25 protein-coding genes and 1 pseudogene are annotated in these 25490 nt (G+C 63.4%); 16 read left to right on the forward strand and 10 right to left on the reverse strand.

Features of this window, described 5'->3' with window-relative positions; genetic code table 11:
* Position 1 precedes the first annotated feature (1 nt).
* Genes I6F21_RS09005 through I6F21_RS09015 form a run of 3 tightly spaced genes read left to right on the forward strand, consistent with a single transcriptional unit; the run spans position 2 to position 3603 of the window.
* Positions 2-1105, forward strand: coding sequence for a glycosyltransferase family 1 protein (locus tag I6F21_RS09005; RefSeq protein ID WP_225126568.1), 1104 nt, complete (start codon positions 2-4; stop codon positions 1103-1105).
* A 3-nt stretch (positions 1106-1108) separates the two neighbouring features.
* Positions 1109-2461: an O-antigen ligase gene (locus tag I6F21_RS09010; protein ID WP_225183036.1), complete on the forward strand. Its 1353-nt coding sequence runs from the start codon at positions 1109-1111 to the stop codon at positions 2459-2461.
* Complete coding sequence (locus I6F21_RS09015; RefSeq protein ID WP_225183037.1) at positions 2458-3603, forward strand: GNAT family N-acetyltransferase; 1146 nt, start codon at positions 2458-2460, stop codon at positions 3601-3603. The genes I6F21_RS09010 and I6F21_RS09015 overlap by 4 nt, the downstream gene beginning before the upstream one ends.
* A gap of 21 nt (positions 3604-3624) precedes the next feature.
* Here I6F21_RS09015 and I6F21_RS09020 read toward each other — a convergent pair whose 3' ends face one another.
* Complete coding sequence (locus tag I6F21_RS09020; RefSeq protein WP_225183038.1) at positions 3625-4164, reverse strand: alpha/beta fold hydrolase; 540 nt, start codon at positions 4162-4164, stop codon at positions 3625-3627.
* Between the two features lie 121 nt (positions 4165-4285).
* Between I6F21_RS09020 and I6F21_RS09025 the strand changes: the two genes are divergently transcribed.
* Complete coding sequence (locus tag I6F21_RS09025) at positions 4286-4762, forward strand: Lrp/AsnC family transcriptional regulator (RefSeq protein WP_036021132.1); 477 nt, start codon at positions 4286-4288, stop codon at positions 4760-4762.
* A gap of 103 nt (positions 4763-4865) precedes the next feature.
* Positions 4866-5750 (forward strand): methyltransferase, encoded by an 885-nt coding sequence (locus tag I6F21_RS09030; protein ID WP_225183039.1) that lies wholly within the window; start codon positions 4866-4868, stop codon positions 5748-5750.
* A gap of 66 nt (positions 5751-5816) precedes the next feature.
* Here I6F21_RS09030 and wrbA read toward each other — a convergent pair whose 3' ends face one another.
* On the reverse strand, positions 5817-6416 hold the full coding sequence (gene wrbA, locus I6F21_RS09035; RefSeq protein WP_057028278.1) for an NAD(P)H:quinone oxidoreductase: 600 nt from the start codon (positions 6414-6416) through the stop codon (positions 5817-5819).
* 45 nt (positions 6417-6461) lie between these two features.
* Entirely contained in the window at positions 6462-7160 is a 699-nt protein-coding gene (locus I6F21_RS09040) for a pirin family protein (protein ID WP_035997400.1), read from the reverse strand.
* Positions 7161-7275: 115 nt separating this feature from the next.
* Here I6F21_RS09040 and I6F21_RS09045 point away from each other — a divergent pair, with 115 nt between their 5' ends.
* Entirely contained in the window at positions 7276-8211 is a 936-nt protein-coding gene (locus I6F21_RS09045; protein WP_035997402.1) for a LysR family transcriptional regulator, read from the forward strand.
* A 114-nt stretch (positions 8212-8325) separates the two neighbouring features.
* Here the strand turns inward: I6F21_RS09045 and I6F21_RS09050 are convergent, their stop codons facing one another.
* Positions 8326-8583, reverse strand: coding sequence for a hypothetical protein (locus tag I6F21_RS09050; protein ID WP_036021169.1), 258 nt, complete (start codon positions 8581-8583; stop codon positions 8326-8328).
* Between the two features lie 255 nt (positions 8584-8838).
* Here I6F21_RS09050 and I6F21_RS09055 point away from each other — a divergent pair, with 255 nt between their 5' ends.
* Positions 8839-9684: a hypothetical protein gene (locus I6F21_RS09055; RefSeq protein WP_146207665.1), complete on the forward strand. Its 846-nt coding sequence runs from the start codon at positions 8839-8841 to the stop codon at positions 9682-9684.
* Positions 9685-9818: 134 nt separating this feature from the next.
* Positions 9819-10808: a tripartite tricarboxylate transporter substrate binding protein gene (locus I6F21_RS09060; RefSeq protein ID WP_225183040.1), complete on the forward strand. Its 990-nt coding sequence runs from the start codon at positions 9819-9821 to the stop codon at positions 10806-10808.
* 6 nt (positions 10809-10814) lie between these two features.
* Here the strand turns inward: I6F21_RS09060 and I6F21_RS09065 are convergent, their stop codons facing one another.
* Positions 10815-13430, reverse strand: a complete 2616-nt coding sequence (locus I6F21_RS09065; RefSeq protein WP_225183041.1) for an autotransporter outer membrane beta-barrel domain-containing protein — start codon at positions 13428-13430, stop codon at positions 10815-10817.
* 252 nt (positions 13431-13682) lie between these two features.
* Here I6F21_RS09065 and I6F21_RS09070 point away from each other — a divergent pair, with 252 nt between their 5' ends.
* The gene (locus I6F21_RS09070) at positions 13683-14021 is read left to right on the forward strand and encodes a hypothetical protein (RefSeq protein ID WP_225183042.1); all 339 of its coding nucleotides are present in this window, start codon (positions 13683-13685) and stop codon (positions 14019-14021) included.
* A 7-nt stretch (positions 14022-14028) separates the two neighbouring features.
* On the opposite strand, the gene I6F21_RS09075 is transcribed toward I6F21_RS09070, so the two are convergent.
* Entirely contained in the window at positions 14029-14496 is a 468-nt protein-coding gene (locus I6F21_RS09075; protein ID WP_035997420.1) for a YbaK/EbsC family protein, read from the reverse strand.
* A gap of 42 nt (positions 14497-14538) precedes the next feature.
* On the reverse strand, positions 14539-15270 hold the full coding sequence (locus I6F21_RS09080) for a haloacid dehalogenase type II (protein ID WP_225183043.1): 732 nt from the start codon (positions 15268-15270) through the stop codon (positions 14539-14541).
* Between the two features lie 800 nt (positions 15271-16070).
* On the opposite strand from I6F21_RS09080, the gene I6F21_RS09085 reads away from it, so the two are divergent.
* Together I6F21_RS09085 and I6F21_RS09090 are read left to right on the forward strand one after the other, a co-directional pair.
* The gene (locus I6F21_RS09085) at positions 16071-16304 is read left to right on the forward strand and encodes a hypothetical protein (RefSeq protein ID WP_225139381.1); all 234 of its coding nucleotides are present in this window, start codon (positions 16071-16073) and stop codon (positions 16302-16304) included.
* A gap of 19 nt (positions 16305-16323) precedes the next feature.
* Entirely contained in the window at positions 16324-16989 is a 666-nt protein-coding gene (locus I6F21_RS09090; protein WP_225183044.1) for a CPBP family intramembrane glutamic endopeptidase, read from the forward strand.
* A gap of 569 nt (positions 16990-17558) precedes the next feature.
* Here I6F21_RS09090 and I6F21_RS09095 read toward each other — a convergent pair.
* On the reverse strand, positions 17559-17930 hold the full coding sequence (locus I6F21_RS09095; protein ID WP_225183136.1) for a helix-turn-helix domain-containing protein: 372 nt from the start codon (positions 17928-17930) through the stop codon (positions 17559-17561).
* Positions 17931-18090: 160 nt separating this feature from the next.
* On the opposite strand from I6F21_RS09095, the gene I6F21_RS09100 reads away from it, so the two are divergent.
* Positions 18091-18825: an SDR family oxidoreductase gene (locus I6F21_RS09100; protein ID WP_225183045.1), complete on the forward strand. Its 735-nt coding sequence runs from the start codon at positions 18091-18093 to the stop codon at positions 18823-18825.
* Between the two features lie 177 nt (positions 18826-19002).
* Positions 19003-19902: a hypothetical protein gene (locus tag I6F21_RS09105; protein WP_225183046.1), complete on the forward strand. Its 900-nt coding sequence runs from the start codon at positions 19003-19005 to the stop codon at positions 19900-19902.
* A gap of 159 nt (positions 19903-20061) precedes the next feature.
* On the opposite strand, the pseudogene I6F21_RS09110 reads toward I6F21_RS09105, so the two are convergent.
* Together I6F21_RS09110 and I6F21_RS09115 are read right to left on the reverse strand one after the other, a co-directional pair.
* Positions 20062-22592, reverse strand: a pseudogene (locus I6F21_RS09110) (NAD-dependent epimerase/dehydratase family protein).
* Between the two features lie 400 nt (positions 22593-22992).
* On the reverse strand, positions 22993-23877 hold the full coding sequence (locus tag I6F21_RS09115) for an amidohydrolase family protein (RefSeq protein WP_036021159.1): 885 nt from the start codon (positions 23875-23877) through the stop codon (positions 22993-22995).
* A gap of 342 nt (positions 23878-24219) precedes the next feature.
* Here I6F21_RS09115 and ykgO point away from each other — a divergent pair, with 342 nt between their 5' ends.
* From ykgO to I6F21_RS09130, 3 genes are all read left to right on the forward strand, one after another.
* Positions 24220-24345 (forward strand): type B 50S ribosomal protein L36, encoded by a 126-nt coding sequence (gene ykgO / locus I6F21_RS09120; RefSeq protein ID WP_006611362.1) that lies wholly within the window; start codon positions 24220-24222, stop codon positions 24343-24345.
* A gap of 119 nt (positions 24346-24464) precedes the next feature.
* Positions 24465-25100 (forward strand): tetratricopeptide repeat protein, encoded by a 636-nt coding sequence (locus I6F21_RS09125; protein ID WP_225183047.1) that lies wholly within the window; start codon positions 24465-24467, stop codon positions 25098-25100.
* Between the two features lie 124 nt (positions 25101-25224).
* Positions 25225-25485, forward strand: a complete 261-nt coding sequence (locus I6F21_RS09130) for a hypothetical protein (RefSeq protein ID WP_035997474.1) — start codon at positions 25225-25227, stop codon at positions 25483-25485.
* The last annotated feature ends 5 nt before the right edge of the window (positions 25486-25490 follow it).

Here is a 25490-nt window from a genome sequence, read left to right on the forward strand (position 1 = left end):
CGTGCCCGCAAACACGTTCGAACACGCCCCCGATACGATGATCCTGAACCTCTTTTACGAGGACAAGGATGACCGCTGGTTTCCGGGCGACAGGCATCTGCGTCGCATCGCCCGCCGGTTGTTGCTCGGCGAGCCGCGCATGAGTGGCCAGCTGCGCGTGTTCCTCAATCTCTGTGCGGGGCTCGACCGGCTCGGCATCCGCTACCGCGTCAACGATTACGGTTACATCGCGGAACATCCCCACGAGCTTGCCTGTATCGTCGGGCGCACGTTCCTGCTCGACAAGTTCCTATGGAAGAACCCGATCCTGCTCGGCGCTGCCGTCCACAATCATCCGCTCGACGACCCTGATCTATTCAAGCGTCTGCCGGTGAAGAAGGTCGTGGTGCCCGGTCCCTGGTACGTCGATATGTACCGGCCATATTGGCCCGAGACCGAGGCCTGGCCTGTCGGCATCGACACGAATCTCTGGGCGCCATCGGCTCGAGCGCAAAAGACCGTCGATGTCTTGATCTACGACAAGGTCCACTGGGACCGCGAGCGCTACGCGTCGGAGATGATTGAGCCCGTGCGCGCCCGGCTCGTCAAGGAAGGCCGCTCGTTCACGGAGCTGCGCTACGGCAGCTACAAGGAAGCCGATTTTCAGGCGGCGCTCGCGCGTTCGCGCGCGATGATCTTCCTGTGCCAAAGCGAGAGCCAGGGCATCGCCTATCAGCAGGCCTTGTCCTGCGGCGTGCCGGTGTTTGCCTGGGATCCGGGCGGGCCATGGCGCGACCCCGACTATTATCCGCATCGCGTGCAGTTCGCGCCGGTGTCGTCGGTGCCGTACTGGGACGAACGCTGCGGGGTCAAGTTCACCGACATCGCCGGCTTCGAGACGGGCTGGGACAATTTCTGGGCCGGGTGCACCGCGGGCGCGTTCGATCCGCGCGGCTACATCCTGGACAATCTCACGCTGGAGCAACGGGCGCTGCAATATTACGAGATCGCGCGGAGCATCATGCGGCAGCCCGCGATGTCGCAGACCTCCGCAAGACCCGTTGACGAAGCCTCGGAAGGGTTGAGCCGCGACCCCAAGCTTCACTGGCGTTACCGAATGTCTTGAGCCATGGACCGCAGTGCCGCCAACATGACCGACGTCGGGGCCCGATCGTTCGGCCATATCCTGCGTGATCGCCTCGCAGGGCTCGATGCCGTGCAGGTGGCGCGCTGCCTCGTCGCGGTCGGGGCGCTGCTGCTGGTGCTGGTGACACTCGATCCGTTCCCGGACCTGCGCAATCCCGACGTCACCATGATCGTCGGCGGACGAATGGCGCTGACCTATATCGCCTGGGGTCTGCTGGCTGCGGTCGCTATACTGTGTGTCGCTGCCACCGATGCGCTCGCGCTGAAGAGCCTGGTGACGCCGCTGCATCTCTGCCTGCTGGTCTGGCTTGTGATCAACATCGCTTTCTCAGAGAGCCGCGGCGTTTCGATGCAGCGATTCGTGCTCACGGTCAGCGTGACGTCGCTCGCCATCGTGTTGCCGTTGCTGCCGCCGACGCGGCGCAGCTTCAACCTTTGCCTGGGCGGCGCCGCGCTCGTGCTGCTCGCGCTGTGCTATCTCGGCGTCTTCCTCGCGCCGCAATATGCGGTCCACACGGCGCTCGACGTCACCGAGCCGCAGCTTGCCGGCGACTGGCGCGGCAGCTTTGGCCACAAGAATATCGCCTCCGCCGTGATGACCATCCTGGTCTATGTCGGCATCTACCTGTCCGCCGTCGGCTCGTTCGTGATGGGGCCTGTGATCGCCGTGCTGGCCGGCACCTTCCTGATCTTCACCGGCGGCAAGACGTCCTCGGTGCTGTGCCTTGCGATCTACGTGCTCGCTTCGCTGGTCTATGTCACGCCAAGCCTGTGGCTGAAGCGGCTCATCTGCTTCGTGCCGCTGGTTGCGATGAACCTGTTGACCGTCGGCAGTGTCGTCAGTCCGGTGCTGGCGGCGATGACACGGCTGCTTCCGCTCGATCCCACCTTCACCGGACGCTCCGCGATCTGGGACTTCGCGCTCGCGGCCGTCGCGGAGAAGCCGATCATCGGCCACGGCTATTCTGCGTTCTGGGACGACGTGAGTGCGCGGGCCACCGCGGAAGGAGCCGAATGGGCGACATCGGCGGCGCACAGCCACAATAGCTACCTCGATCTCGCGGTCACGATTGGTCTGCCGGGGCTGCTGCTGGTGATCCTCATCTTCGTGCTCGCCCCGCTCCGCAATTTCCAGACGGCGCAGGCTCACAGCCGCAGTGGCGCACTGGCCAAGCTGTTCCTGACCGTGTGGCTGTTCGGCCTGTACTACGGTGCCACCGAGACCTTCCTGCTCGAACGACAGAATCCGATCTGGTTCATGTTCGCGCTGGCGGTGGCCGGCCTGCACTTCCTGGCGAGGTTCCAATGCATCGAGCAGACCGAGCCCCGCGCATGACCTTCCTCAGCGTTGATCAGCCCGACGATTTTGCGTCCAGCGCGTCGGCCATTGCGGTCGATTTCCTGCGTGACTGGCGGCACGCGGCCTCGCGCCTGAGCGCCGGGCACCGCACCGCCTTCCAGCATGCTGACTGGCTCGGCGCCTGGTACGAGTCGTTTCACGACGTCGCGCCGCTGATCGCCGTGATCTCCGATGCTGCCACCGGCAAGGACATCGCAATCGTGCCGATGATCAGCCATGTCAGGCGCGGCATCCGCATCGTCGAGTTCGCGGACCTCGGCGTCTCCGACAACAACGCACCGATCCTGGCGCTCGATGCCTCGTTGGACGCGGGAACGGCGGACGCGATCAACACGGCGCTGATCGGCGCGCTACGCGCTCTGCCCGACCGTTTCGATCTGCTCCGCCTGAAGAAGATGCCGGCGGAGGTCGGCGGCAAGCCGAACCCGCTGGTATCGCTCGGCCGGATCGGATCCTCCTCGCTCAACGGCAATCTCGTGTTGATGGGCGACGACTATGGCGGCTATCAGGCCGCGATCAAGCGCCTGCAGATGCCGCGCTGCTGGCGGGTCTTCAGCCGTCTTGCCGGTGCGCGGTTCGAGATCGCCGCCGATGTCGGGCGTGCGCACGAGCTGTTGGACGTGATGGATCTCCAGCAGCAGGCACGCATGCAAAAGCTCGGCTCGCGGTTCGTTCTCAACGACGAGACCCATGCGCGATTCTATCGCGAGGTCGTCCGCCGGGGCCTCGCGGGAGGTCATGCCATGGTCTCGGCACTGGTGTGCGAGGAAGGCATTGTCGCCACCGCGCTCGGCGTCAAGCATGGCGCGACCTATGTCCTGCTGCGCATCAGCCATGGCGGCGATCAATGGTCGAGCTGCTCGCCGGGTCTGCTCGTCACCGAGCGCACCCTGGCGGCGCTGCATGCGCAAGGCCTGCGCCGTTTCGACCTCAGCATCGGCAATCAGGACTACAAGCGGCGCCTCGGCGCCGAGAGGGTGCCGCTGACCGATGTCAGCGTCGCGCTGTCCTGGCGCGGCCGGCCCTTCGCCTGGCGCGATCACGCCGCGCAGGGCCTTCGGCGCTATCCGAAGCTCGCCTCCCTCGCGGCGAGGGCGATGGGCAAGGGAGCGCGCTGACGGGCGCCGTCTGTTTCGCCATCACCTCGGAAGGCCCGCCCGGAAAGCATCCAGCAACGCGCGTCCTTGCGGCCAGTCGCCGAGCCCGCTCGCGGCATTGATGTGGCCGAGCGCGCCCGGCACGATCAGGCCGGACTGCCAGTCCTGCGCCCGCCGCCGTGTCACCTCGAGCGCTCCATATGGATCATTCGTGCTCGCGATGATCAGCGCGGGAAAGCGCAACGCGCCGCCGGGGACCGGCTTGAACGCTGCGGCCTCCGCGGGAAAATGGCCGCCATCGGGATCGGGCACGGCGACCAGAAAGGCGCCCGCAATCGCGGAAGGGAAGCGCGCGGCCCAGTGCGCCACCAAAAGGCAGGCGAGGCTGTGTGCGACCAGGACGGGCGGCCTGGCGCAGCGCGCGACCGCGTGCTCCAGGGCTTGCTCCCAGTCGTCGAGCTCCGGCTGGTCCCAGTTCGCCGGCTGGAATCGCGTGAAGCGCGCATCAGCGCGCTCCCATATCGTCTGCCAGTGGGTATCTCCGGAGCCGCCGAGCCCGGGCAATGTGATGATGTCGTGCATGAACGTCCCGTGATATCTGAGGTGACCGCAGTGTGACCGATCGCGGTCCTGCATCACATGGCAAGTCATCGGCGAAATCGACCATCTGCCGATGATCTCAAGGTGGAACGGAGAATTGAGTTTGGATCGCTTCGGGAGCATCGATGCCAAGGATTTGAAGATCCTCGAGGCGCTGCAGGCCAATGCGCGCGTGCCGTTGTCCGAGCTCGGCCGTTCCGTCGGGCTGTCCCAGCCGGCCGTGTCCGAACGCGTCAAGCGGCTCGAGGAAGCCGGCATCATCGAGGGCTATGGCGCCCGCATCAACCCGCGCGCTCTCGGGCTCGGCCTCATGGCGCTGGTGCGCCTGCGCACCTCGCACGAGCACATCAAGACCTGCCTCAAGCGGTTCAGCGAAATCCCTCACATCATCGAAGTCCATCGCGTCACGGGCGATGACTGTTTCGTGCTCAAGGTGCTCGTTCCGGCGCCGGAGGATCTCGAGACCATCGTGGATCGCATCGCCGGTTTTGGTGCTGTGACGACCTCGCTGGTGCTACGGAGCGAACCCGTGCGGCCGATCGGCAAGGACCTCGTCAGGAAGAAAATGGAACGGAGTTGAGGCGTGGCTACGTCACGGCGCCGTCACAAAAGGCCGCGATTGCGCAAGCCTTCCGATGATCGTCCTCGTTGTGTTATCGTCGCTTCCATTCCGCGGAGGCGACATGGAAGACCGTTCGGCAAAATATCGTGCGTTCTATGCGCAGTTGATTTGCGGTGCTGCGAAGGCTGCAGACCCTCGCCTCGAGCAGGCCTTTCGGACCGTCAGGCGCGAGCCGTTCGCCGGGCCCGGGCCGTGGTCGATCTGTCTCGGCGGTCATCCCTATGTGGTCACGCCTGACGATGATCCCGCCTTCCTCTATCAGAACGCGCTGTTGGCGCTGGACCCGGCGCGCGGTCTCAACATCGGCATGCCCGGAGCGCACGCCTATTGGCTCAGCGCCTGCGCCGTGAAGGAAGGCGAGACCGTGGTCCAGATCGGCGCCGGCAGCGGCTATTACACCGCGATTTTCGCGCATCTCGTCGGTCCCGGCGGTCGCGTTCACGCCTATGAGATCGATGAACGTCTGGCGGGACTTGCGCGCGACAATCTGAAGGACGTCGCCCATGTGGACGTGCGCGGACGCTCGGGCATCGCGGCGGATCTGCCGGCGGCCGACGTGATCTATGTCTGCGCGGGCGCGGCGCAGCCGGCGGCGGAATGGCTCGATGCGCTGCGGCCCGGCGGGCGGCTGGTATTTCCGCTCGCGCCCGAAGGCATGCTCGGCGGCATGTTGATGATCACCCGGCCGGATGACGGTGCGATCTGGCCGGCGAAATTCCTCAGCCGCGCCCAATTCATCGGCTGCGCGGGATTGCAGGATGCCGAGGCCGGCCGGCGATTGGGTGAGGCGTTCGCGAAAGGTTGGGAAGGGGTGCAGTCGTTGCGGAGAGAGGGCACCCCCGACGAGACATGCTGGTTTGCCAGCGAGGGCTGGTGGCTTTCGACGGCGCCCGCACCTCTACCGACGGAGCCGGTTCGGCCTCACGCCGACATCACGCAGATTTAATGGTGACCGTATCCCAATCCCGGATTGGGGCGGCATTCCCGGCTGAGAATGCCGCCCAGGGTCGCATCATCCATGCAGCTTTTTGGCGGTCTCCGCGATCTGGCGGCCCTGATAGCGCGCGCCGGCGAGCTCGTTGGCGCTGGGCTGGCGGCTGCCGTCGCCGCCGGTGATCGTGGTGGCGCCATAGGGCGCACCGCCCGTGACCTCGTCGAGCTTCATCTGGCCGGCAAAGCCGTAGTTCATGCCGACCACGACCATGCCGAAATGCAGCAGGTTGGTGATGATCGAGAACAGCGTGGTCTCCTGGCCGCCGTGCTGGGTCGCGGTGGCCGTGAAGGCACCGCCGACCTTGCCGTGCAGCGCGCCCTTGGCCCAGAGGCCGCCGGCCTGGTCGAGGAAGTTCGCCATCTGCGAGGCCATGCGGCCGAAGCGGGTGCCGGTGCCGACGATGATCGCGTCGTAATTGGCGAGGTCCTCGATCTTGGCGACCGGCGCGGCCTGGTCGAGCTTGTAGTAAGAGGCTTTCGCGACCTCGGCCGGCACCAGCTCGGGCACGCGCTTGATGTCAACGGTCGCGCCGGCCTCGCGCGCGCCTTCGGCGACGGCATTGGCCATCGCTTCAATATGGCCATAGGCGGAATAATAGAGGACGAGAACTTTTGTCATGGTGGTCTCCGTTGGGATTGGGTGAGGTGATTGGTTGCTTGTTCGTCACGCCGCGTCGACGAGCACGAGCTCGGAATCTTCGAGCGCCGTGATCTTCAGCTTGGCCTCGTCGCGGATCGCAGCGCCGTCGCGGGCATTGACGCGGACGCCGTTGATCTCGACGGCGCCTGCCGCCGGCACCAGGTAGAGATGCCGCGACGTCTGCGGCTCATACTCCGCGCTCTCGCCCGCCTTCAGCGTGGTGGCGAGCACCCGGGCATCGGCGCGGATCGGCAGTGCGTCCGTGTCGCCGGCAAAGCCGCTCGCGATGGTGACGAGCCTGCCGGAGCGGTCTGCCTTCGGGAACGGTTTTGAGCCCCAGGTCGGCTGTCCGCCGCGCATCGCCGGCTCGATCCAGATCTGGAATATCCGCGTCCTGGTCGGCTCGAGATTGTACTCGGAGTGACGGATGCCGCTGCCGGCGCTCATCACCTGCACGTCGCCCGCTTCGGTGCGGCCCTCGTTGCCGAGGCTGTCCTGATGGGTGATCGCGCCCTCGCGCACATAGGTGATGATCTCCATGTTGGCGTGGGGATGGGCGGGAAAGCCGGTGTTCGGCGCGATCTCGTCGTCATTCCACACCCGCAAGGCGCCGTGGCCCATGTTGTTCGGGTCGTAATGGCCAGCGAACGAGAAATGATGCTTGGCCTTGAGCCAGCCGTGATCGGCGCCGCCGAGCTTCGCGAAAGGTCTGAGTTCGATCATCTGTGCAATTCCTTGATGTCGGATTGACCTGTTGGATAAGCCTTCGCCTGTGGTATAGAAATAGAAACTGTCGAAACGCATTGTTTCCTTAAATGTCCCATCAGGACCGGCTGCCATGGCAAAACTTCCAGATTTCGAAGCGCTCGCGATCTTCGCCAAAGTCGTGGAGCTGCGATCATTTGCGGGGGCTGCGAGCGAGCTCGGGATGTCAAAGGCCACGGTGTCCAAGGCGGTCACGCGATTGGAGGAGCGGCTCGGCGCGCGGCTGTTCAACCGCACCTCGCGCCGGCTCGCGCTGACCGATGCCGGCCACAAGCTGGCCGAACGCGCGACGCGCCTCTTGGCCGACGGCGAGGCCGCCGAAAACGAGGCGTTGGCGCAGTCGGTGGCGCCGCGCGGCCTGGTGCGGCTCGCCGTCCCCATGACGTTCGGCATCAAGGCGGTGGCGCCGCTGCTGCCCGAGTTCTTCCAGGCCTATCCGGAAGTCTCCGTCGATCTGCATTTGAGCGATGCGACCGTCGACCTTATCGGCGAAGGTTTCGACATGGCGGTGCGGATCGCGCGGCTGCCGGACTCTTCGCTGATCGCGCGGCGGCTCTTCACCATGCCGCGCTACACGGTCGCCGCGCCGTCCTATCTCAAGAAGCACGGCCGGCCGACGCACCCGATGCATCTCGCCGCGCACAAATGCTTCAGCTACGCCTATCTCTCCACGCCCAACGCCTGGCACTACACCAATTCGGCCGGCGAGCAGGCCAGCGTGCGCCCGGGCGGCCAGCTTCGCGTCAACAACGGCGAAGCCGTGATGCCGGCGTTGATCGCGGGGCTCGGCATCGCCGAGCTGCCGGAATTCATCGTCGGCGAGGCGATCTCGTCGGGCGAGGTCGAAGTCATCCTGAAGGACTGGAAGCAGGCCGAAGGCGCCGTGCACCTCGTTACCCCGCCCGGCGGCCCCCGCCCCGCGCGCGTCGAAGCGCTCGCCGATTTCCTCGCAGCCAAGCTGCCGGGCACGTGCAAGCGCCGGCCGCGCGGGAAAAGCAAAGCGTCGTAGGAGCGCGCGCGGCTTCAACGCTCTCCGTCATTGCGAGCGCAGCGAAGCAATCCAGCATGTCTCCTCGGAGAGATTCTGGATTGCTTCGTCGCAAGAGCTCCTCGCAATGACGAACTACGACACCTTCACGCCATGGATCGCGACGACGCGCAGGCTTGGCTTCAGCGTCCCCTCCAATTGCGCCTTCAATTCGTGAACGCGTGGGTCGCTCGACCGCGCCGCACACACACCATATTGATGGACGGATCGCGCCAGCGCGCGCCGCGCTTCCGGCGTTCCCGTCAATTCGGGCGTCGAAAGCCGCAACACGATCGCTGCGAGATTCACCAGCATCTCGTCCAGCGCAACGTCGATAGTCGCCAGATTCCGCATCATCCACTCTCCCTGGGAAGGCAACAGCGGGCCCGGACATGCGTTCCTGAAGGAGCCCGATATGGCTAACGCTTCGTAAACGTCTTGTTCTTGCCGCCTGGCGCGTTAGCCTGGCAGCGAAACAAGAAAATCAGGCGAGGGCAAATCATGGATCGACGCGGTCTCTTGCGTGCGGCTGCGGCATTGCCGCTGACGGAGTTTTTGCCCAGGCAGTTTGCCAAGTTGAAGAAACGCTAGGGCCCTCGCGTTGCGGTCATGAACTTTGTTGTCTATACCCGCGCCGCGTTCTGTTTCCTGCTTCCCGTTTCTCAACAACCCGACGACCGCTACATGATGCTTCGTCTTATTTGCCTCTTCCTCTTCGCACTGTGCCTGGCCGGCCCCGCGCAGGCGCAAACCAACCAGCCGGCGACGGTTGCCAAGCCGGCAAAGAACGCGCCTCCCAAGCCGGCACCTGCTTCGCAGTCCACGCCGCAAGCTGCAGGACCGTGCGTCGGCGTGATATCGCTGCTGGGCGATCGCTTCATCGTGAAGAAGATCGGCGTGACCGTGTTCGGCAACGAGAACAAGGAGGTTCCGGTCGACGGTTTCGGGCTCGATGACCTCGTTGTCGAACGTGTGAGGGCCGCGGTCGGCTCTGGTTTTGTCGTCCGCAGGATCGCTGCCGATAGATCCGCATTCAGTTCCTACGATCCCGGGCTTGGCATGTTCGTTCGCAGCGACAAGGCCGGCGCCATCGTCCGCCAAGTTGCCGGTCAGGCCGGATGCAAACGCTATGTCGTCGTGATCAAGGGAATACGCCAGGGTGGATTCTTCGGCATCGGTGTCATGAAGGTCAGCCCGCTGTACGACATCGCCGACATCTACGCGGTCATACGGATCTACGTTCATGACGGGCAAAGCTTCGATATTCTGAAGAGCGGCGAAGGCTCGATCAGCGGAAGCAACTTTATGACCGGGCCGCCGACCCTGCGTATCGATTGGGCGCAGTGGCCAGAACCGCCGGAAGCCGCCAACAATCCAGTGATGCGCGCGTCGACGCGGCAACTGCTCGGCAACGTCCTCGACAAGAGCCTGCCCACCCTGTTGCAGTCGCAGTAGTTGGGGAGATGCGGCCAACCGGCCGCCCCCTCCAGGCCCCGCCGGGGAGGGTGCAAGCGCACGGCTATCGCAACACAATCCATTCCGGTTAGGCTGCCTCCCAATCACGAAAACAATCGGGGAGGTACCCACCAATGAACCGCCGCGAACTTCTGAAGGCCGCTGCCGTGCTGCCCCTCGCACAGGCCGCTTGCTCTCGATCAAGCTTTGCCCAAGCTCTTTACCCCTCGCGCAACATCACCATGATCGTTCCGTTCCCGGCCGGCGGACAGGCCGATCTCGCTGCGCGACCGGTCGCGACGGCGTTGGAGCGAATTCTCGGCAAGCCTGTGATCGTCGACAACCGGGCGGGAGGCGGCGGCGGATCGGTCGGCAATGCCGCGGCCGCGCGTGCCGAGCCCGACGGTTACACGCTGCTGATGACGCTGTCCTCGCTCGCGGTGCTCCCTGAGGCCGACCGGCTGTTCGACCGACCCGTCGCCTACGAGGTGTCGCAGTTCATGCCGATTGCGCGCGTGCTCGCCGATCCCACGCTGCTCGCGGTGCCGGCCTCGGCGCCCTGGAGAACCGCGCATGATTTCGTCGAGGATGCGAAGAAGCGGCCGGGCCAGATCGCCTATGGCTCGTCCGGGCCGTACGGCACGCTGCATGTGGCCATGGAGATGTTCGCGAGCAGCGCCGGCATCAAGCTGCTGCACGTGCCGTTCCGCGGCGCAGGTCCTGCGCTGACTGCGATCCTCGGCGGCACCGTGCAGGCGATCACCGCTGCACCCGGCACGCTGAAACCGCAGGTCGAGGACGGCAGGCTGCGCGTGCTCGGCAATTGCGGCGCGCAGCGCATCGCGAGCTTCCCTGATGTGCCGACCTTCCAGGAGCTCGGCTACAAGGACGTCGAGTTTTACATCTGGGCCGGGCTGTTCGCGCAGAGCGCTCTTCCTGCGCCGATCGCGATTCGCCTGCGCGAGGCGATGGCACAGGTGATGACGAGTCCTGATGTGCTCAAGGCATTCGAGACCTCGGGCAGCCTCGTCGCCTATCAGGACGCGCCGGCCTTCTCTGAGTTCGTCGCGACCGACAGCAAGCGGCTGATCGCGGCGGTGAAGAAGATCGGCAAGGTGGAGTAGGGCCGTTCAGAATTCGCTGCGGACCAGGCCGCGCAGCGTGTGACGGTCGTATCCCGGCGCGAACGCGCCCTCGTACGAGGCCTTGAACGATGTCGCGGTCGTCAGGTCCCACCGGATTTCGGCGCCGGCAAGCGCCACCGTGCGCGCGCGCTCGACGCCGGTGATCGCGAACGGAATGCCGGGTGCGCCTTCCAGCGCCGCCGTCGTGGTTGCCGCGCTGCCGGTAAACTCATGACGAACGGCAATGGTCGCGCCGAACTGTGCCGCGTGGCCATTCGGCATCATCATGCGCTGGCTGCCGCGCAGGCCGGCCGTGCCATAGCCGAGGTCGAAACTGCCGCCTCGCACCAGCTGATTGACCCCCGGCGCACCTGCCTCTGAAAAACTGCCCTGGCGTGTCGCGTACCAATCAGCCTTGGCAAAGGGCTCGGCGACAAGACCCCATCCGGTCTGGAACGGCCGCGAGATGCCCAGCGAAGCGGCAAAGGTGTTTGCACGCGAGGCGGCAGTTGCCGTCTCGCCGAGGAACGCGATCGTGCGCGAGGAGTCGAGCGCCGCAAAGGAATAGCTGATCGCCGATGCGAGATTGAAGCCGCCGGCTTCGCCGCGCGCGTAGACGCCGGCATGCCCGGCATTGGCCTCGATACGGTCGGCGCGGCCGGTCATTCGCAGTTGGCCGGTCGATGCGCCGACCGCGAGGCCTGCCGTAAAGCCCGGCATGTGCCAGAGGTCGGCACCGAGCGCGGCGCCGGCGATGGTCGTGTTGGTTCCGAAGGCAATGTCGCTCGCGGCCACCTTGTCCCAATTGCCATAGCCGCCAAACCAGACGCTCTGCATCGGCGCCGCGCGGCGGCGGTTCAACGCCTTGCCGATCGGGTCCCTGGGCTCCGGCGCGTAGGCGGACGCGGTCATCCGAACGGTCTCGCCGCGCGACTGCGTCCCGGCATTCCACATGAAGCTCTGGAACATGTCGGCCTGATCCGCAACGAAGCGGCGTCCATCGGCGTGGATTTGACCGGCCAGGTCGTCGAGGCCGGCCTTGATGCCTGGCGTATTGAGCGCGGCGAGTGTGTTGATCGCAGTGGCCAGCGGTCCCGATGCGCCGCCGAGCTGTGCCTGGTCGAGTGCGCCGGCCACCGCAGCCTGGTTCGGCGTCAGCGCCGACAACGTTCCGAAGCCGCCGATCTGCTGCAGCAGGAAATAGACGTTGTTGGCATCGTAGCTGAGCTGCCCTGTGACTAGCGGGCTGCCAGAGCTCGTGAGCGCCGCGAACGTGCCGCTGACGCCGCCGGCCGCCGAGAGGATGGTGTATTGCGTATTGGCGATAAAGCCCGCGCCGAGCGGCACGATCTGCACTGTGCCGCCGTTGAGCGTCGCGGTGCCCGTTGCCGCTATTCTGTCGGACTGGCCGGCGGGGTTGATCTCGACCTGGAAGGTCGAGCCGGCATTGAAGGCGACGTTGCCGTTGACGTTGAGCGTCCCGATCGAATTGCCGGGCGCGACCATGCCGCCATTGTTGACGACGATTCCGCCGACGGTGCCGGTGCCGCCGAGATAGCCGCCATTGATCGTGACGACCGAGGGCAATGTGCCGTTCACGACCAGGCCGCCCGCGTCCACTGTCGTCGCGCCGTTGAAGGCGGTGGTGCCGGTCAGCGTCCAGACGGAGTTGCCGTTCTTCTTCAGTTGCTCGAACTCGTCATATTGCAGGCCGGGGCCGAGATTGCCGAGGTCGAACATGGCGCTGCCAATGCTGCCGAAGTTCAGCGTATCGGTACCGCTCCCGCCGCGAACATTCCCGGTGATCGTCGCGCCCGGCGCGAGGCCGAGCTGATCATCGCCGCCATTCAGCTCGATCGCTCCGCTGCCGCCGCCCGAGATGGTGCCGGCGTTGAAGATGGTGTCGCTGCCGGAAGAGCCCTGGATGGCGAGGAAGAAGCCGCCGGAGATCGTGCCGCCATTGACGAGCGAATTGCCGCCGGCGATGAATTGCACGCCGGTATGGCCGCCGCCGATCGATCCGCTGTCATAGACGAGGACGACATTGCCGCTCGACGTCCCGCTGATCCGCAGTCCCGTCGTGTTTCCTCCGGTGCCGACGGCCGTCCCGCGAATATTGAGGAGATTGTCGTTCGAATTGTCGATGACGATGGCTGCTTCGGCGTTGCCCGTACCCTCCGCGATCGCACCGGCGGCGATCGTCACATTGTTGTGGGTCGATCCGTTGGAGAGCAGGACCGCTCCGCTGGAGGTCGAGACTGTCGCCTGATTGTTGACGGTGACATGCGAGGCGATGGTGGCGTCGAAAACGATCGCAGGTATGCCGGCGCCGGGCAGCAGCGATGTCGTGGTGCCGTCGCCGACATTGACGGTGACGTTGGTGCCGCCGGTGGCGTTGATGTGATCGGTGTTGCCGAGGCCGGTGCAGGTTGCGACATCGCCCGAATTGAGCGCGCCGATCGTGCCGGTGCCTGCCACGGTGCAGGCGGCGCGCGCCGGGCTGGACGTCAGGACCGGGAAGGCAAGCACGAGGGGCGCCAGCGCGGTGGTGACCAGTAGCTTGCGGCGAAAGATTGCGGCCGTGGCGACGTTTTGCGCACAGACCGGTCTTGCAGTCGGCATCGACATTCCCCTCATTGCAGCCCATTGCTAGCGGGAGCGCCGTCATGATTCTTGGCGTCAGGCGAAATGCCTTATGGCGAAAGGCGCAAGAGGCCGGTTTGCTTCTGCCCTGTTGCTGGGGCGCCACGGACCAAGGCGTCAGCGGGAGCTGCCATGGTTCCAGTCGCGCTTTTCACATTTTGTTGTTGGTCCAGAACAAGCTCGCGTCTCATTGATTGAAGAGAATTCGAGAGACTTGGGAAGGATCTGGACATGCGAACAGAGCGGATCGCGCTAGGTGTGGCGCTTGCGGTCGGCGGCATCATGGCGCACAGCGCTGGATCCGCGCAGGAATACCGCGGCACGATGGAACAGCAGATGGCATGTACACCTGATGTGTGGCGCCTGTGCAGCGATCAGATTCCCGATGTGAACCGCATTGTGGCCTGCTTGCAGCAGAACACGCCACAGCTTTCGAGCGGCTGCCGCGCGGTATTCCAATCCAACAATCAGATGCCGCCGCAGCAACAGGTTCCGCGCGGTCGCGCCGCGCCACCACCACGCTACATTGCTCCGCCGCCTCCACAGCGGCCTTACGACGAGGACGAATAGCCCCCGCTCAGGGCCTGTGCTCGCAGACGTCGACCCATTCAGCCGCGGTCAGCTCGGCCATCCGCTCCGGTGTGATGCGCACCGCGCTATGGGTCGAGCCGGCAGCCGGCACGACGACGTCGAATGCCTTCAGCGAGATGTCGCAATAGATCGGCAGCGGCGACTTCAGGCCGAACGGGCAGACGCCGCCGACCTCGTGTCCGGTGATGTCGGCGACTTCCTCCAGACCCAGCATCTTCGGCTTGCCGCCGAACTGCGCCTTCACCTTCTTGTTGTCCATGCGCGAGGTGCCGGCCGCGACGATCAGGATCACGCGCTCGCCGATCCGCAAGCTCAGCGTCTTGGCGATCATTCCCGGCTCGACGCCATAGGCTTCGGCCGCCAGCGCCACGGTCGCGGAGCTGATCGGGGATTCGATGACGGAAATGTCGGGGGCTTTCTCGGCGAAGAAGGCGCGAACGGATTCCAGGCTCATTTTCCGGGCAGCTCATTCCAATCTTACAGGCGGGCGACTACCCTAAGCAATTCCCGGCAGCTCGGAGAGGGCGCGGACGCGATGATCCGGCTCAAAGCCGAGCTCGTCCATCTGGGTGCGGATCGCCTTGAACATGGTGAGCGGTGCCACGAGTTCGTTCTCGACGCAAGCCAGCGCCATCGCTTCGGGCGTCACCCGCTCGATCCAGGCAACCTTCAGTCCGAACGATTTTGCCCCGGCAGCGTCCCAGGGATTGGAGGAGACGAACAGAACCTCATCAGGCGCGGTGCCGAGCACCTCGCCGATCAGCTCATAGGCCTGTGGGCTCGGCTTGAAGATCTTTTTCGCGTCGACGCTGATGGTGGCATTGAGCAGGCGGTCGAGCCCGGAATTGCGTACCAGCGCATTGAGCATGTCCGGGCTGCCGTTGGAGAGGATGGCGAGCTTGCGCGGTCTCAGGGCCGCGAGCGTTTCGGCCGCATCCGGATAGAGATCGAGATGCAGATATTTCTCGATGACGCGCTCGAATGCCTCGCTCTCATAGGCGAGTCCGAGCACACGCAGCGTATAGGCGAGCGAGTCGCGCGTGACCGCGTCAAAATCCTGGTAAGCTTGCATCAGCGAGCGCAGCCAGGTGTATTCAAGCTGCTTGATGCGCCAGACCTGCGTGATGATCTCGCCGTAGCCGGGAAACGCATCCTCAGTGACGTCAGCGACCGACTGGATGTCATAGAGCGTGCCATAGGCGTCGAAGACGACGGCTTTGATGGGCATCGGCTGTCCTTCCGGGGTTGTGGTCACAAGAACTCCGATTGGGGCGTGCGTATAATTCGTCAGCTTACCAGAGCAAAGCGGACGTCTGCCACTGCAGGTGTGATCGGCAGCTTGTGACCCAAGACAGACATTGCCGGGTAGTCGCTATAATTTGAACTCTATTCTTCATGCAGACGTGCTTAGCTATTGTAGTTGCAGGGCAAATAAGGCGCTTCGTCCCATGCCGAAATGGCTTGTTGTACTTGTCGCTCTCCTCGCGGCTACGGCCTACGTCCCTCAAGTCCGCCACAGTGTGATCAACTGGCTTAAGACGCACCCTGCGCTCATTGGACCAGCTCTGACCGTCGCCGGAATACTGGCAGTCTTGTATTTGTTCATCGATCCTACCACGGTCCTGTTCTTGGCCGTTGTCGCTGTCGTCTCCGCTCTCGCTGCATTCTTTGACCCAAGAACCTATTCGAGCCGATGAGACCCTCGTATGAACGACAGCTCGCGGCCCTTGAAGCTTCGTACAGGGAGTTGCTTCTGTCGGCACTACAGGGGTGCGCTAAGGGACAGTGGGGACTCTTCGGCTCGTACGAACGAGTTGGTTTGCGCGACCCCGCACGGGAGGAGCTCCTTGAATTAGGCTCCAAAATCGAGCGCCTGCGCCACAAGTGCGGCATTGAACCCTTCCAGCTCCACGAGCGGTTCCTGCAGATGGGCTCTCGCCTTTCAAACACTCCGGGTGAGCCGAAATTGGCTCAGCGGTGGTTGGACGAACTGACGTAAGCAATCACGCGGTTATGGCCCTTACACAAATGCGCACAGTTTTCCTGCTCTGGCATAGCTATCCGCGCGAAGATGCTCTGGATGAGAATGATACCGAAGATAAACTCGTCGGGGTCTATAGCAGCGCGGCCGAAGCAGATGCAGCAAGACTGCGCAAGCTGCGCTTTGAGGGCTTTCGCGACTATCCCGATAATTTCCAAGTCAGCGAGATGGAAATCGACAAGGACGCGTGGAGCGAAGGATTCGTCACCGTGACAACGTAAAGCGAATATCTCATCGAGCATGGAAGAGCACTCCTTCGTCGTGCCTAAAGAGCGTGAGAGCAATCGCTCCGATACGCGCCTGTTGATTTGGTGGTTCGTCCTCGCCCTTATAGCGCTAGTTGCGTCGCAAGTTATGCGGCTGCATCAACATCAAGCGGCAAGTTGGCTTCTCTGGGACTATGTGGGTCGGATCACTGCTCTCACCATTTTGGCGGCAGTGCCTTCCGCTCGGATCGCTGCATTTCGAACAGGTGGACGTCAAATTTCACTTTTTGAGATTGTCCTTTGGATCGTCGGAATTTGCTTGCTAGATCGCTTTGTCCAGTTGCCGCAATCTTCCCTCAATGCGGCATTCCCTACAACCGTTCTCGGCGCATATCCGCACCCGACCGGATGGCTAAAAGCGTTCGATCTTTTTTTTGGCTTAGCCTTGGTAGCTATCAGCGAAGAAGTCATATTTCGCCGATACATCCGGCTAGCATTCCGGCCTTATCTGGGTGACGGCATCTTTGCCGTTCTCACGACGTCAGTTTTGTTCGGCGCAATTCATTGGTGGGCCGGCCTTGGTAATGTCCTTTCTACGGCTACTGTTGGCCTTTTCCTCATGTTAATGCTGCGGCGGTCGGGTGTGCTATGGCCGGTGGCACTCGCGCATTACCTGCTAGATTTGATCAATTTCGCCTAACGCGCCTTGCAGGTTCGGAAGTCATACGACTGCTCCCGGCCCGAAGGGGCCGACGCGATACCTCCGTCGGATGTCAGCTGCTCGGGGTGTAGCGGACCCGATATGCTCGACCTGAGTTCTTCCGGGCGTGACCCATAACGGACAATCGATGAGCATCTCGTCGAGAGTCGGCAAACTTTCTGGGGTCGCCAATCCGTTCTCTCGCGGCGCGGGGGTACGGCTGTTTCGACCCTCGGTGGGCTAGTTTCATTCTAGCGGCGGCTTAAGCTCCATCTCAGCCGCCGCCCATCCCCGGCAGATCGCTGCCACCGTTGTCTGTCCGATCTCGTGACGTCTTTGTGCCCTGCCGAACCGCAAAACCAATAAACCCGACAAGAGCTATGAGGGCGAGGAGTGGTCCTATCCAATTTGGCATCAGCTTCTCCCGTTAGACCGCCTCAGTTGGCGACCTCTTTCATATCATCCTAAGCGTGCAATGTCGCCTGTTGGCCCAAGTCGGACGCAAGTCGAGTTGCGGCAACGCGCTGCTATCAGGGGCGGAGCAGACTTCGGACGACGAGTAGCGCGAGCTAGGCAGTCGACTGACGTCCTGGCCGTGTCCAGGTCGCCCGCTCTGCGAACGCCCGGCTGACCTCCGCCATGTGCTCGGTGCCCCACGTGCAGAGCGGCACCAGCGCTTCGGCGAGGCTCTGGCCCAAAGGCGTGAGACTGTAGTCCACCCGCGGCGGCACCTCCTTGTAGTCGGTCCGCTTCACCAGGCCATCGGCCTCCAGCTCCTTGAGCTGCTGGATCAGCACCTTGTCGCTGACGTCGCGTATGGCGCGCCGGAGCTCGCCGTAACGGGTCGGTCCGTCCTGGGCGACGAAGTACAGGATCAGCGGCTTCCACTTGCCCGAGACGACCCGCAAGGTCGCATCCAGGCCGCAGGTGAAGCCGGGCAGGTTCGGCGTGCAACGTTGGACGTCTGCTTGGGCTTGCGCCGGCGGGGAGATGAGGTCTGAACGATCTGACGACATTTTTTGGGTACTTACCAAAAGGTGCATACTTGTGGTCAGGTAGGTAGGCCGCCAGCTCAGTGCAACCTCAATGAAGGAGCACAGCATGAGCAGACTAAAAGGCAAGACGGCGGTGGTGACGGGCGGTGGAACGGGCATCGGGCTCGGAGCCGCCAAACGGTTCGTCGATGAGGGCGCATTCGTCTATCTCTTCGGGCGGCGGCAGGAGCCGCTCGACGCTGCGCTCGCGCAGCTGGGGTCCTCGGCGCGCGCAGTCAGGGGATCGGTCACCGACTTGTCCGACCTCGACCGACTGTATGCGACCGTGAAGGCCGAACGCGGCAATGTCGACGTCCTGTTCGCCAATGCCGGGACCGGCGCGTTTGCGCCGCTCGGCCAGATCACCCCCGAGCACTATGATCAGATCTTCGACGTCAACGTGAAGGGGTTGGTGTTCACCGTGCAGAAAGCCCTGCCGCTGATGCGCAGGGGATCGTCGATCATCCTGACCGGCTCGAGCACGGGCGTGATGGGAACGCCGCAATTCAGCATCTACAGCGCGACCAAGGCCGCGATCCGCAATCTGGCGCGCAGCTGGGCGCTGGACCTGCGCGGCACCGGCATCCGCGTCAACGTGCTGTCGCCGGGGCCGACCAAGACGGAGCTGGCGCTGGAGGTCGTGGGCGAGGAAGCCTTCGACGCGCTCGGCAGCGCGACGCCCATCGGGCGCGTCGCTGACCCCAGCGAGACCGGGGCAGTGGCCGCATTCCTGGCGTCCTCGGACAGCAGCTACATGACCGGCGGCGAGGTCTTTGTCGATGGAGGCCTCGCGCAGGTCTGACGCAGCTTGAGCGCGATGGGCGCCGACTGCCTCCACAGCGTCATGGCCGGGCTTGTCCCGGCCATCCACGCCTTTCCACGCAGCCCAAAGAACGTGGATGCCCGGGACGAGCCCGGGCATGACGAGCTCTGTGATAGAGTAGAATGCGACCTCGGAACTCAGGTTTGAGACCCATCAATGAAGGATGATGTCATTAGGCAACCATTGCTGGTCGAGGTCGCCATCGAGGCGGCGTCTCGGGCGGGGCATGAGAAGCTCGTGACGGCGCTCGCCAGGCTCGCCGCCGAGGATCACTCGTTCATGGTGTCGCTCGATCCCATGTCGGGTCAGACTGTGCTGAAGGGAGTGAGCGAAAGTCATCTCGCAGGCAAGATCGACGTGCTCAATCGGGCCGATGGGATCGCCGTCAATGTAGGCGCTTTGCAGGTCGCATTTTTGGAGCGCCCAACCACACGGGCAGAGGTAACTTACACGCACAAGAAGATCTACGGCCCCAAAGGCGACTTTGCCGCGGTCAAGCTCGGTGTTGGACCCATCGATTCCGGGAAGGGCTTTCACTTCGAGTCCAAGATCGACGAGAGCGTGCTACCGAGGAAGTATCTCCCTGGCGTCGAGAAAGGTGTGAAGGACGTCCTCGCTTGCGGCGTCGTTGCGGGCTTTCCGGTGATCGATGTCGGGGTCGAGCTGATCGATGCCAAATATCACGATATCGACTCATCGGTACTTGCCTTCGAGGTCGCTGCGAGAACAGCCTTTCGCGAGGCCCTGAACATGGCGAAGCCGGTTCTGCTCGAACCGATCATGAAGGTCGAGGTGGTGACACCGGCAGCCTTTGCAGAAGCCATCGCCGACGATTTGCGATTGCGTCGTGGGCAGGTTGGTGTCACGAAGGTCGAGAACGACATTGTCGCGATCGACGCGATCCTGCCGCTCATGACCATGCTTGGCTATACGAACAGTCTAGGCTTGATGAGCCAGGGGCGGGCGACTTACACGATGCGCTTCGATCATTACGCTGCAATTCCATCGCCCATGGGCGATCCGCCGTTTCGCCCAGCGATCGGGATGCGCGCTTGAGGCTCGGAACGACTGCGGCGGAGTCGCTGTAAGCGGCTCCGCCAATTGATAGGGACGCCTAGATTCCCAGCAGCTTGCGCTTCGCGGTCCGATCAGATGCGTCATGAGAAAGCTCCCCGCATCATCTTCGGTGGCGCCCACGCAGAGCCCGCCGTTGCATCATACTATTGCGTGGTCCCATCCGCCGTAATGGGCGGCGCTACGGGTGCCGCGTGGCAGGCTCAGCCCGATGAGGAGGACACCGGTTGCAACGTTGGCTATCGTCGCCGTTGTCGTGGCGCCGTCGAGGACAAAGGGGGAGATTGCCACCCATGCTCCGAGCGCGACGTTGGCGAACCGCGCGGCACGCGCCACCTCCGCCATCGCCGTAACGGCGACGAGGATGACAAGGCAGCCGGTGATATGGTCGCTGAAGTAGAGGATCGGGCTCGTGCCGAAGGCAAGCGGCGTGATCATCAGCAGCATTCCAAGGAAAGAGCTCGCGACCAGCGTCCAGGGAAAATTGACGCCGCCGGTGACGATGTCGCGCAGCACCGCCGATAACGGGCGGTCGAGATCGGGCGTCGGCGCCTGCTTCTCGGAGAGCGCCGGGCCACCGCGCCAGAAAGTGCGCCAGAACGGCTGGCCCGCCTGCTTCGCGCCCCAAAGATACTGACAGCTCGCCAGTACCTCATCTATCGAATAGGGGATGAGCACTATCGTGATCGCGGCCTGGATGATGCAGAGCGTACACAGTGCACCGATCAAAGGGGGCTGGATAATGATGAAGCTGACGCTCACGAGCCCGAGCGGGATAACCAGTAGGCCGAACAGAATCACCATCCATGGCATTGTGCGCCAGCGGCGACGGTCGCCGATCGCGCCTGCCAGGGCATCTACGCGTAGGCGAAGGCGCCAAACCCGGCATCGGCGACCGGAAAGCCCTTCGAGACCCAGGAGGTCACCACCGCCTCGCTGCCATTGGCGACCGCTGCATCACCTGGGCCGAAGAAAGGATCCCACAACCCGTCGATATGACCGAGTTGATAGGCGGCGAGATAGCGCGAGACGAACAGGCCGACAAAGGCCAGAGCAATGATGTGAAGGCGCTGGCTGAATGTGGATGGCGAGTAGGTCCAGCCGAGGGGGCGATCATCGTCGGCGGCGAGGGCTTGGCGGCTGATGCCCGGTGTTGGAGGAACCATCACCGCGAGCGTCACGATCAGCATGCCAGCAAGCGTATCGGTGGCGTAGGCTCCAGCGCTCGTGGTCCAGAACACGAGAGGTGCGAACATGACCCATATGCCGACGGCTGCGGTGAGCCACTGCAACCAGCGCCAGCGCCGACGCATGCCGATGAGTGCGAACGCGACGACAAGAATGCCGGACACGATCTCGCTGATGCCGAGCCTGCCGTCACGTGTCTCGGGCGAAGCGATCTCATGTCCCAGCGCCGGTGGAATTGGCGCCGCGGATGGATCGAAGAGACCAAGCGTGACAGGCGAGGCGACGAGCCACAGTCCAATCGCTGCATTGGTCAGCGGCGCCCAGAGCGTGCGCGCCCGATGCCGTTCCGTCTCGGCCTCAACCTCATCTTTCGAAGGCTCCACCGATTGCCGCAGTCTCTCCGCGGCCTGGTCGAGCTCGGGTTCGGAAGCGGCGACCGTCGCAGGATGAAGTTTGTTCGTCTCGTACCAGTCCGTCGGGTCGACCTTAAGCCGCCGGATCATTTCGGGCAGCGTGGCGGTCAGACTGTGTCGGGGTTTCCACCCCAAGAGGCTCCTCGCTCGCGAAGTATCGATCTCATAATGGTAGTCGGCATTCTCGATCATCCACGACTTGATGTCGGTATCCTGATCGAGAACCTTCTCCTGCATCCAAGTGCCGAGCTTCGTCATCTCTTTCGGGAGGGACATCGTCCGCCATCTCTCCCCATGCACAAGCTGGCCAATCCGCCTCTGCATCTCGTCGTAACTCGGCGTTTCCTCTTCGCCAATGAGCAGTGTCGTTTCATCAGCAAGATCATTGCGTCGATCGACCACGCGTACCACGGCCTCGACGAGGTCGTTCTTGTGGAGATAGGGCTGGCCAGTGGTGATGTCGCCGGTGAAGAGATAAGCGGTCGGCAAGCGCTCGAAGATGCGGGCGATCTGCTGCGCGATGAATGCCGCACGGCAATCCTCGTCATAGACACCTGCAAGCCTCAGGATCGCGACCTTGATGTTGCCATGCTCGTTCAGGATCAGGGTCTCGGTCTTCGCCTTTGACTGCGGATAGGCCCAAGCTGGTTCGATCGGCGAATCTTCATCGATCTTTCTTCCCTTTGCTGAGCTAGGAGCATGCACGAGCAGCGTGCTCGAGAAGACGAACTGCTCCGTGTCGAATGCCTGAAGGGCCGCCAGCAGTCGGCGCGTTCCCTGAACGGTCACGGCATCGTATCTCGGGTTGTCTTCGCCGGTCGTGTCGTAATAGGCGGCAAGGTGAATGACCGAGGCGATCCGACCGCCTGTTCGCGCACGAACCTGGTCCAGCGCCTTCGCCACGATTGCATCCGAGGTGAGGTCGATCTCAATTGTCTCGATGCCGGACAACGGCTTCTTAGGGCGGCTGACATCGAGGCCGATGACCCGGTAACGATCCATCAAGCCGCGCGCGATCGCCTGGCCGAGAAAGCCGCTGCTGCCGGTGATCAGGACGGTGGGGCGAGGCATGGCATTCGCTGCTCAACGTGTCTTAGCGAACGACCCGGGTACCCGAAAGTTTCCCTCCAACCTGCTTTTGCGTCCTGGATCGCCGGAGTATCACGCGCCCCATCCACCCATTTCGACGCCGCTGGTGAGCAGCCCAAGCTTGAATCGGGTGGAATCACACAACGTCGTGAGGTCGATGTGGACCGCGGCCCGGCCGCCAGCCTGAAAGAACTGTGGGTACGATGTCGGTCGCTCTGACGTACCCAGAGGATCCGGAGCAGGCGGCGCGCGTCGTGTTCGAGGTACTCTACGCGCCGTCCGAATCCGGACCAGAGATGGAAGGGATACGCTAGGCTACGCCAGCCGAGATGTACCCCGTGGCCAAACCTAGTTGCATGCCGGTTTCATGGAAGCGGATCGTCTAGATCCCCAGCAGCTTGCGCGCGTTCGCCTTCAGCACCTTCGGCCGGATCTCGTCGCGAATCTCGATCTTGGCGAAATCCGACAGCCAGCGGTCCGGCGTGATCACCGGCCAGTCCGAGCCGAACAGCATCTTGTCCTGCAGAATCGAGTTGATGTAGCGCACCAGGATCGGCGGGAAATATTTCGGCGACCAGCCCGAGAGATCGATGTAGACGTTCGGCTTGTGGGTCGCGACCGAGAGCGCCTCTTCCTGCCAGGGGAAGGAGGGGTGGGCGAGGATGATCTTGAGGTCGGGGAAATCGGCCGCGACATCGTCCATGTACATCGGGTTGGAATATTTCAGCCGCATGCCCATGCCGCCGGGCATGCCGGAGCCGACGCCGGTCTGGCCGGTGTGGAACAGCGCGATCGCGCCGCCATTGTTGATCTCTTCGTAGAGCGGATAGGCCATGCGGTCGTTGGCGTAGAAGCCCTGCATGGTCGGATGGAATTTGAAGCCGCGTACGCCGTATTCCTCGATCAGCTTGCGCGCCTCGCGGGCCCCGAGCTTGCCCTTGTGCGGGTCGATCGAGACGAAGGGGATGAGCACGTCGAGATGCTCGGAGGCGATCTCCAGCATCTCCTCGTTCTTGTAGCGGCGGAAGCCGGTCTCGCGCTCTGCATCGACCGGGAAGATCACCGCAGCGATGTTCTTGGAGCGGTAATAGGCCGCGGTCTCCGGCACGGTCGGCGGATGCTTATGCGGCGACTTGAAATACTCCGCCATCTGCGCCTGGAAATCGTCATAGCCGTCGTCGGGATGGGTGCCGCAGGGCTCCTCGGCATGGGTGTGGATGTCGATGGCGACGACTTTGTCGATATCAGGCAGCTTCAGCTTCGGCATGGGTGTCCTCCCGACGGGTTGCCGAATTGATTATAGGATATAACGAATTTGGCAAGGCGCTGGTGGCGGCGAAAGCGCAGGTAGCGACAGTCTTTGCCGGGCCTGACCTCCAATGCGCCGGATCGGGCCGATCCGGCCGCTTCTACTGTGCATGGGGTTGTTTTCGCGATTTTGCTCGTTGGGAGCCGGGCAGTTAACATTGACATGACCTCCCGCCATGCCTTAAGAACCGCTCCGTCCCGGGCGGTCGGTCCGCCAGCGGGAAAAATCTCATTTTGCCACATTCGCGCGTGCCGAAACGGTAGTGCCGAACACGGCCTTTCGAACGTTCAGGATTCTGCCATGAAGGTCCGTAACTCGCTGAAATCGCTGCGCGGTCGCCATCGCGCCAACCGCCTGGTCCGCCGCAAGGGCCGGGTCTATGTGATCAACAAGGTGCAGCGCCGCTTCAAGGCGCGCCAGGGCTGATCTGAGCGGCTGATCACGCCCTGCCGGGAGCCTTCGCGCGCCCCGCAAGATCCGGTCTCACACGAGTTTGACGCCGCCTTTGCTTTGCAAGGGCGGCTTTGCGCGTTTAGACTTCCACCATGGCAGTGAGATTCCGTTTCGCGCGCACCCTGTGTCTGGCCGTCGTGCTGGGAACCGCCGGCCTTGCGCCGGCCGCCCTGGCCCAGCAGGTCGAGCCGCCCGGCAAGCAGAAGAAACTGCCCGAGGCGCCGTCGAAGCTGCCGAAGGTCGACCGCAGCAAGAATCTCGATTTCCTGTTCGGCGCGCTGAAGGCGGCGCCCGACGAGGCCAGCGCCAAGCATGTCGAGGCGCGGATCTGGGCGATCTGGCTGCAGACCCCGAGCGACACCGCCGCGCTCCTGATGTCGCGCGCCAAGACCGCCGTCGATGCGAAGAAGATCGACGTCGCGATCAAGCTCCTGGATTCGATCATCAAGCTCAGGCCCGATTACATCGAAGCCTGGAACCGGCGTGCGACGCTCTATTACATGCAGAATGATTATGGCCGCTCGCTCGCGGACATTCAGCAAGTGCTGATCCGGGAGCCCCGCCATTTCGGCGCGCTCGCCGGCCTCGGCATGATCATGCAGGAGGTCGGGGACGAGAGGCGCGCGCTCGAGGCCTACCGCAAGGCGCTCGCCGTCAATCCGCACCTGGAAAAGATCCCCGACCAGGTCAAGGCGCTGACCGAAAAGGTCGAAGGCCGCGACATCTAGCTATAACTCGATCATATCTTGAGCGATCGCGGCCGCCGCGGATTAACCACGATCCGAGCCGGGACGTTGCAAGGACTATTGCAAGGCCTGTTGCAGGCCTACCTGCATGGCAGGAGCGAAAGCCATGAAGCATTTGATGGTCGCAGCGACGTTGCTGCTCGCGTCGGGGACGGTGAGCTTCGCCGACGGACTGTTCTGGGTGGTCGGCAACCGTGCCACCGGCAAATGCGCCATCGTGACCAGCAATCCAGTCATCATTGGCGACATCTGGTTCGGCGACGGTCCCTACAAGTCCAGGGCCGATGCCAAGCTTGCGCGCTCGACGATTCGCGTCTGTCCCCCGGTCACGCCCGAGGAAGAAAAGCAGGAGGAGGGGGCGAACTAGGCTGC

This window comes from Bradyrhizobium sp. NBAIM03, assembly GCF_020194055.1.
Classification (GTDB): domain Bacteria; phylum Pseudomonadota; class Alphaproteobacteria; order Rhizobiales; family Xanthobacteraceae; genus Bradyrhizobium; species Bradyrhizobium yuanmingense.

Coding starts and splice junctions, on each gene's coding strand:
- I6F21_RS09010 (WP_225183036.1), top strand. CDS start 1,109: ATGGACCGCAGTGCCGCCAACATGACCGACGTCGGGGCCCGATCGTTC.
- I6F21_RS09015 (WP_225183037.1), top strand. CDS start 2,458: ATGACCTTCCTCAGCGTTGATCAGCCCGACGATTTTGCGTCCAGCGCG.
- I6F21_RS09020 (WP_225183038.1), bottom strand. CDS start 4,164: ATGCACGACATCATCACATTGCCCGGGCTCGGCGGCTCCGGAGATACC.
- I6F21_RS09030 (WP_225183039.1), top strand. CDS start 4,866: ATGGAAGACCGTTCGGCAAAATATCGTGCGTTCTATGCGCAGTTGATT.
- wrbA (WP_057028278.1), bottom strand. CDS start 6,416: ATGACAAAAGTTCTCGTCCTCTATTATTCCGCCTATGGCCATATTGAA.
- I6F21_RS09040 (WP_035997400.1), bottom strand. CDS start 7,160: ATGATCGAACTCAGACCTTTCGCGAAGCTCGGCGGCGCCGATCACGGC.
- I6F21_RS09045 (WP_035997402.1), top strand. CDS start 7,276: ATGGCAAAACTTCCAGATTTCGAAGCGCTCGCGATCTTCGCCAAAGTC.
- I6F21_RS09050 (WP_036021169.1), bottom strand. CDS start 8,583: ATGCGGAATCTGGCGACTATCGACGTTGCGCTGGACGAGATGCTGGTG.
- I6F21_RS09055 (WP_146207665.1), top strand. CDS start 8,839: ATGAACTTTGTTGTCTATACCCGCGCCGCGTTCTGTTTCCTGCTTCCC.
- I6F21_RS09060 (WP_225183040.1), top strand. CDS start 9,819: ATGAACCGCCGCGAACTTCTGAAGGCCGCTGCCGTGCTGCCCCTCGCA.
- I6F21_RS09065 (WP_225183041.1), bottom strand. CDS start 13,430: ATGCCGACTGCAAGACCGGTCTGTGCGCAAAACGTCGCCACGGCCGCA.
- I6F21_RS09070 (WP_225183042.1), top strand. CDS start 13,683: ATGCGAACAGAGCGGATCGCGCTAGGTGTGGCGCTTGCGGTCGGCGGC.
- I6F21_RS09075 (WP_035997420.1), bottom strand. CDS start 14,496: ATGAGCCTGGAATCCGTTCGCGCCTTCTTCGCCGAGAAAGCCCCCGAC.
- I6F21_RS09080 (WP_225183043.1), bottom strand. CDS start 15,270: ATGCCCATCAAAGCCGTCGTCTTCGACGCCTATGGCACGCTCTATGAC.
- I6F21_RS09085 (WP_225139381.1), top strand. CDS start 16,071: ATGCGCACAGTTTTCCTGCTCTGGCATAGCTATCCGCGCGAAGATGCT.
- I6F21_RS09090 (WP_225183044.1), top strand. CDS start 16,324: ATGGAAGAGCACTCCTTCGTCGTGCCTAAAGAGCGTGAGAGCAATCGC.
- I6F21_RS09100 (WP_225183045.1), top strand. CDS start 18,091: ATGAGCAGACTAAAAGGCAAGACGGCGGTGGTGACGGGCGGTGGAACG.
- I6F21_RS09105 (WP_225183046.1), top strand. CDS start 19,003: ATGAAGGATGATGTCATTAGGCAACCATTGCTGGTCGAGGTCGCCATC.
- I6F21_RS09115 (WP_036021159.1), bottom strand. CDS start 23,877: ATGCCGAAGCTGAAGCTGCCTGATATCGACAAAGTCGTCGCCATCGAC.
- ykgO (WP_006611362.1), top strand. CDS start 24,220: ATGAAGGTCCGTAACTCGCTGAAATCGCTGCGCGGTCGCCATCGCGCC.
- I6F21_RS09125 (WP_225183047.1), top strand. CDS start 24,465: ATGGCAGTGAGATTCCGTTTCGCGCGCACCCTGTGTCTGGCCGTCGTG.
- I6F21_RS09130 (WP_035997474.1), top strand. CDS start 25,225: ATGAAGCATTTGATGGTCGCAGCGACGTTGCTGCTCGCGTCGGGGACG.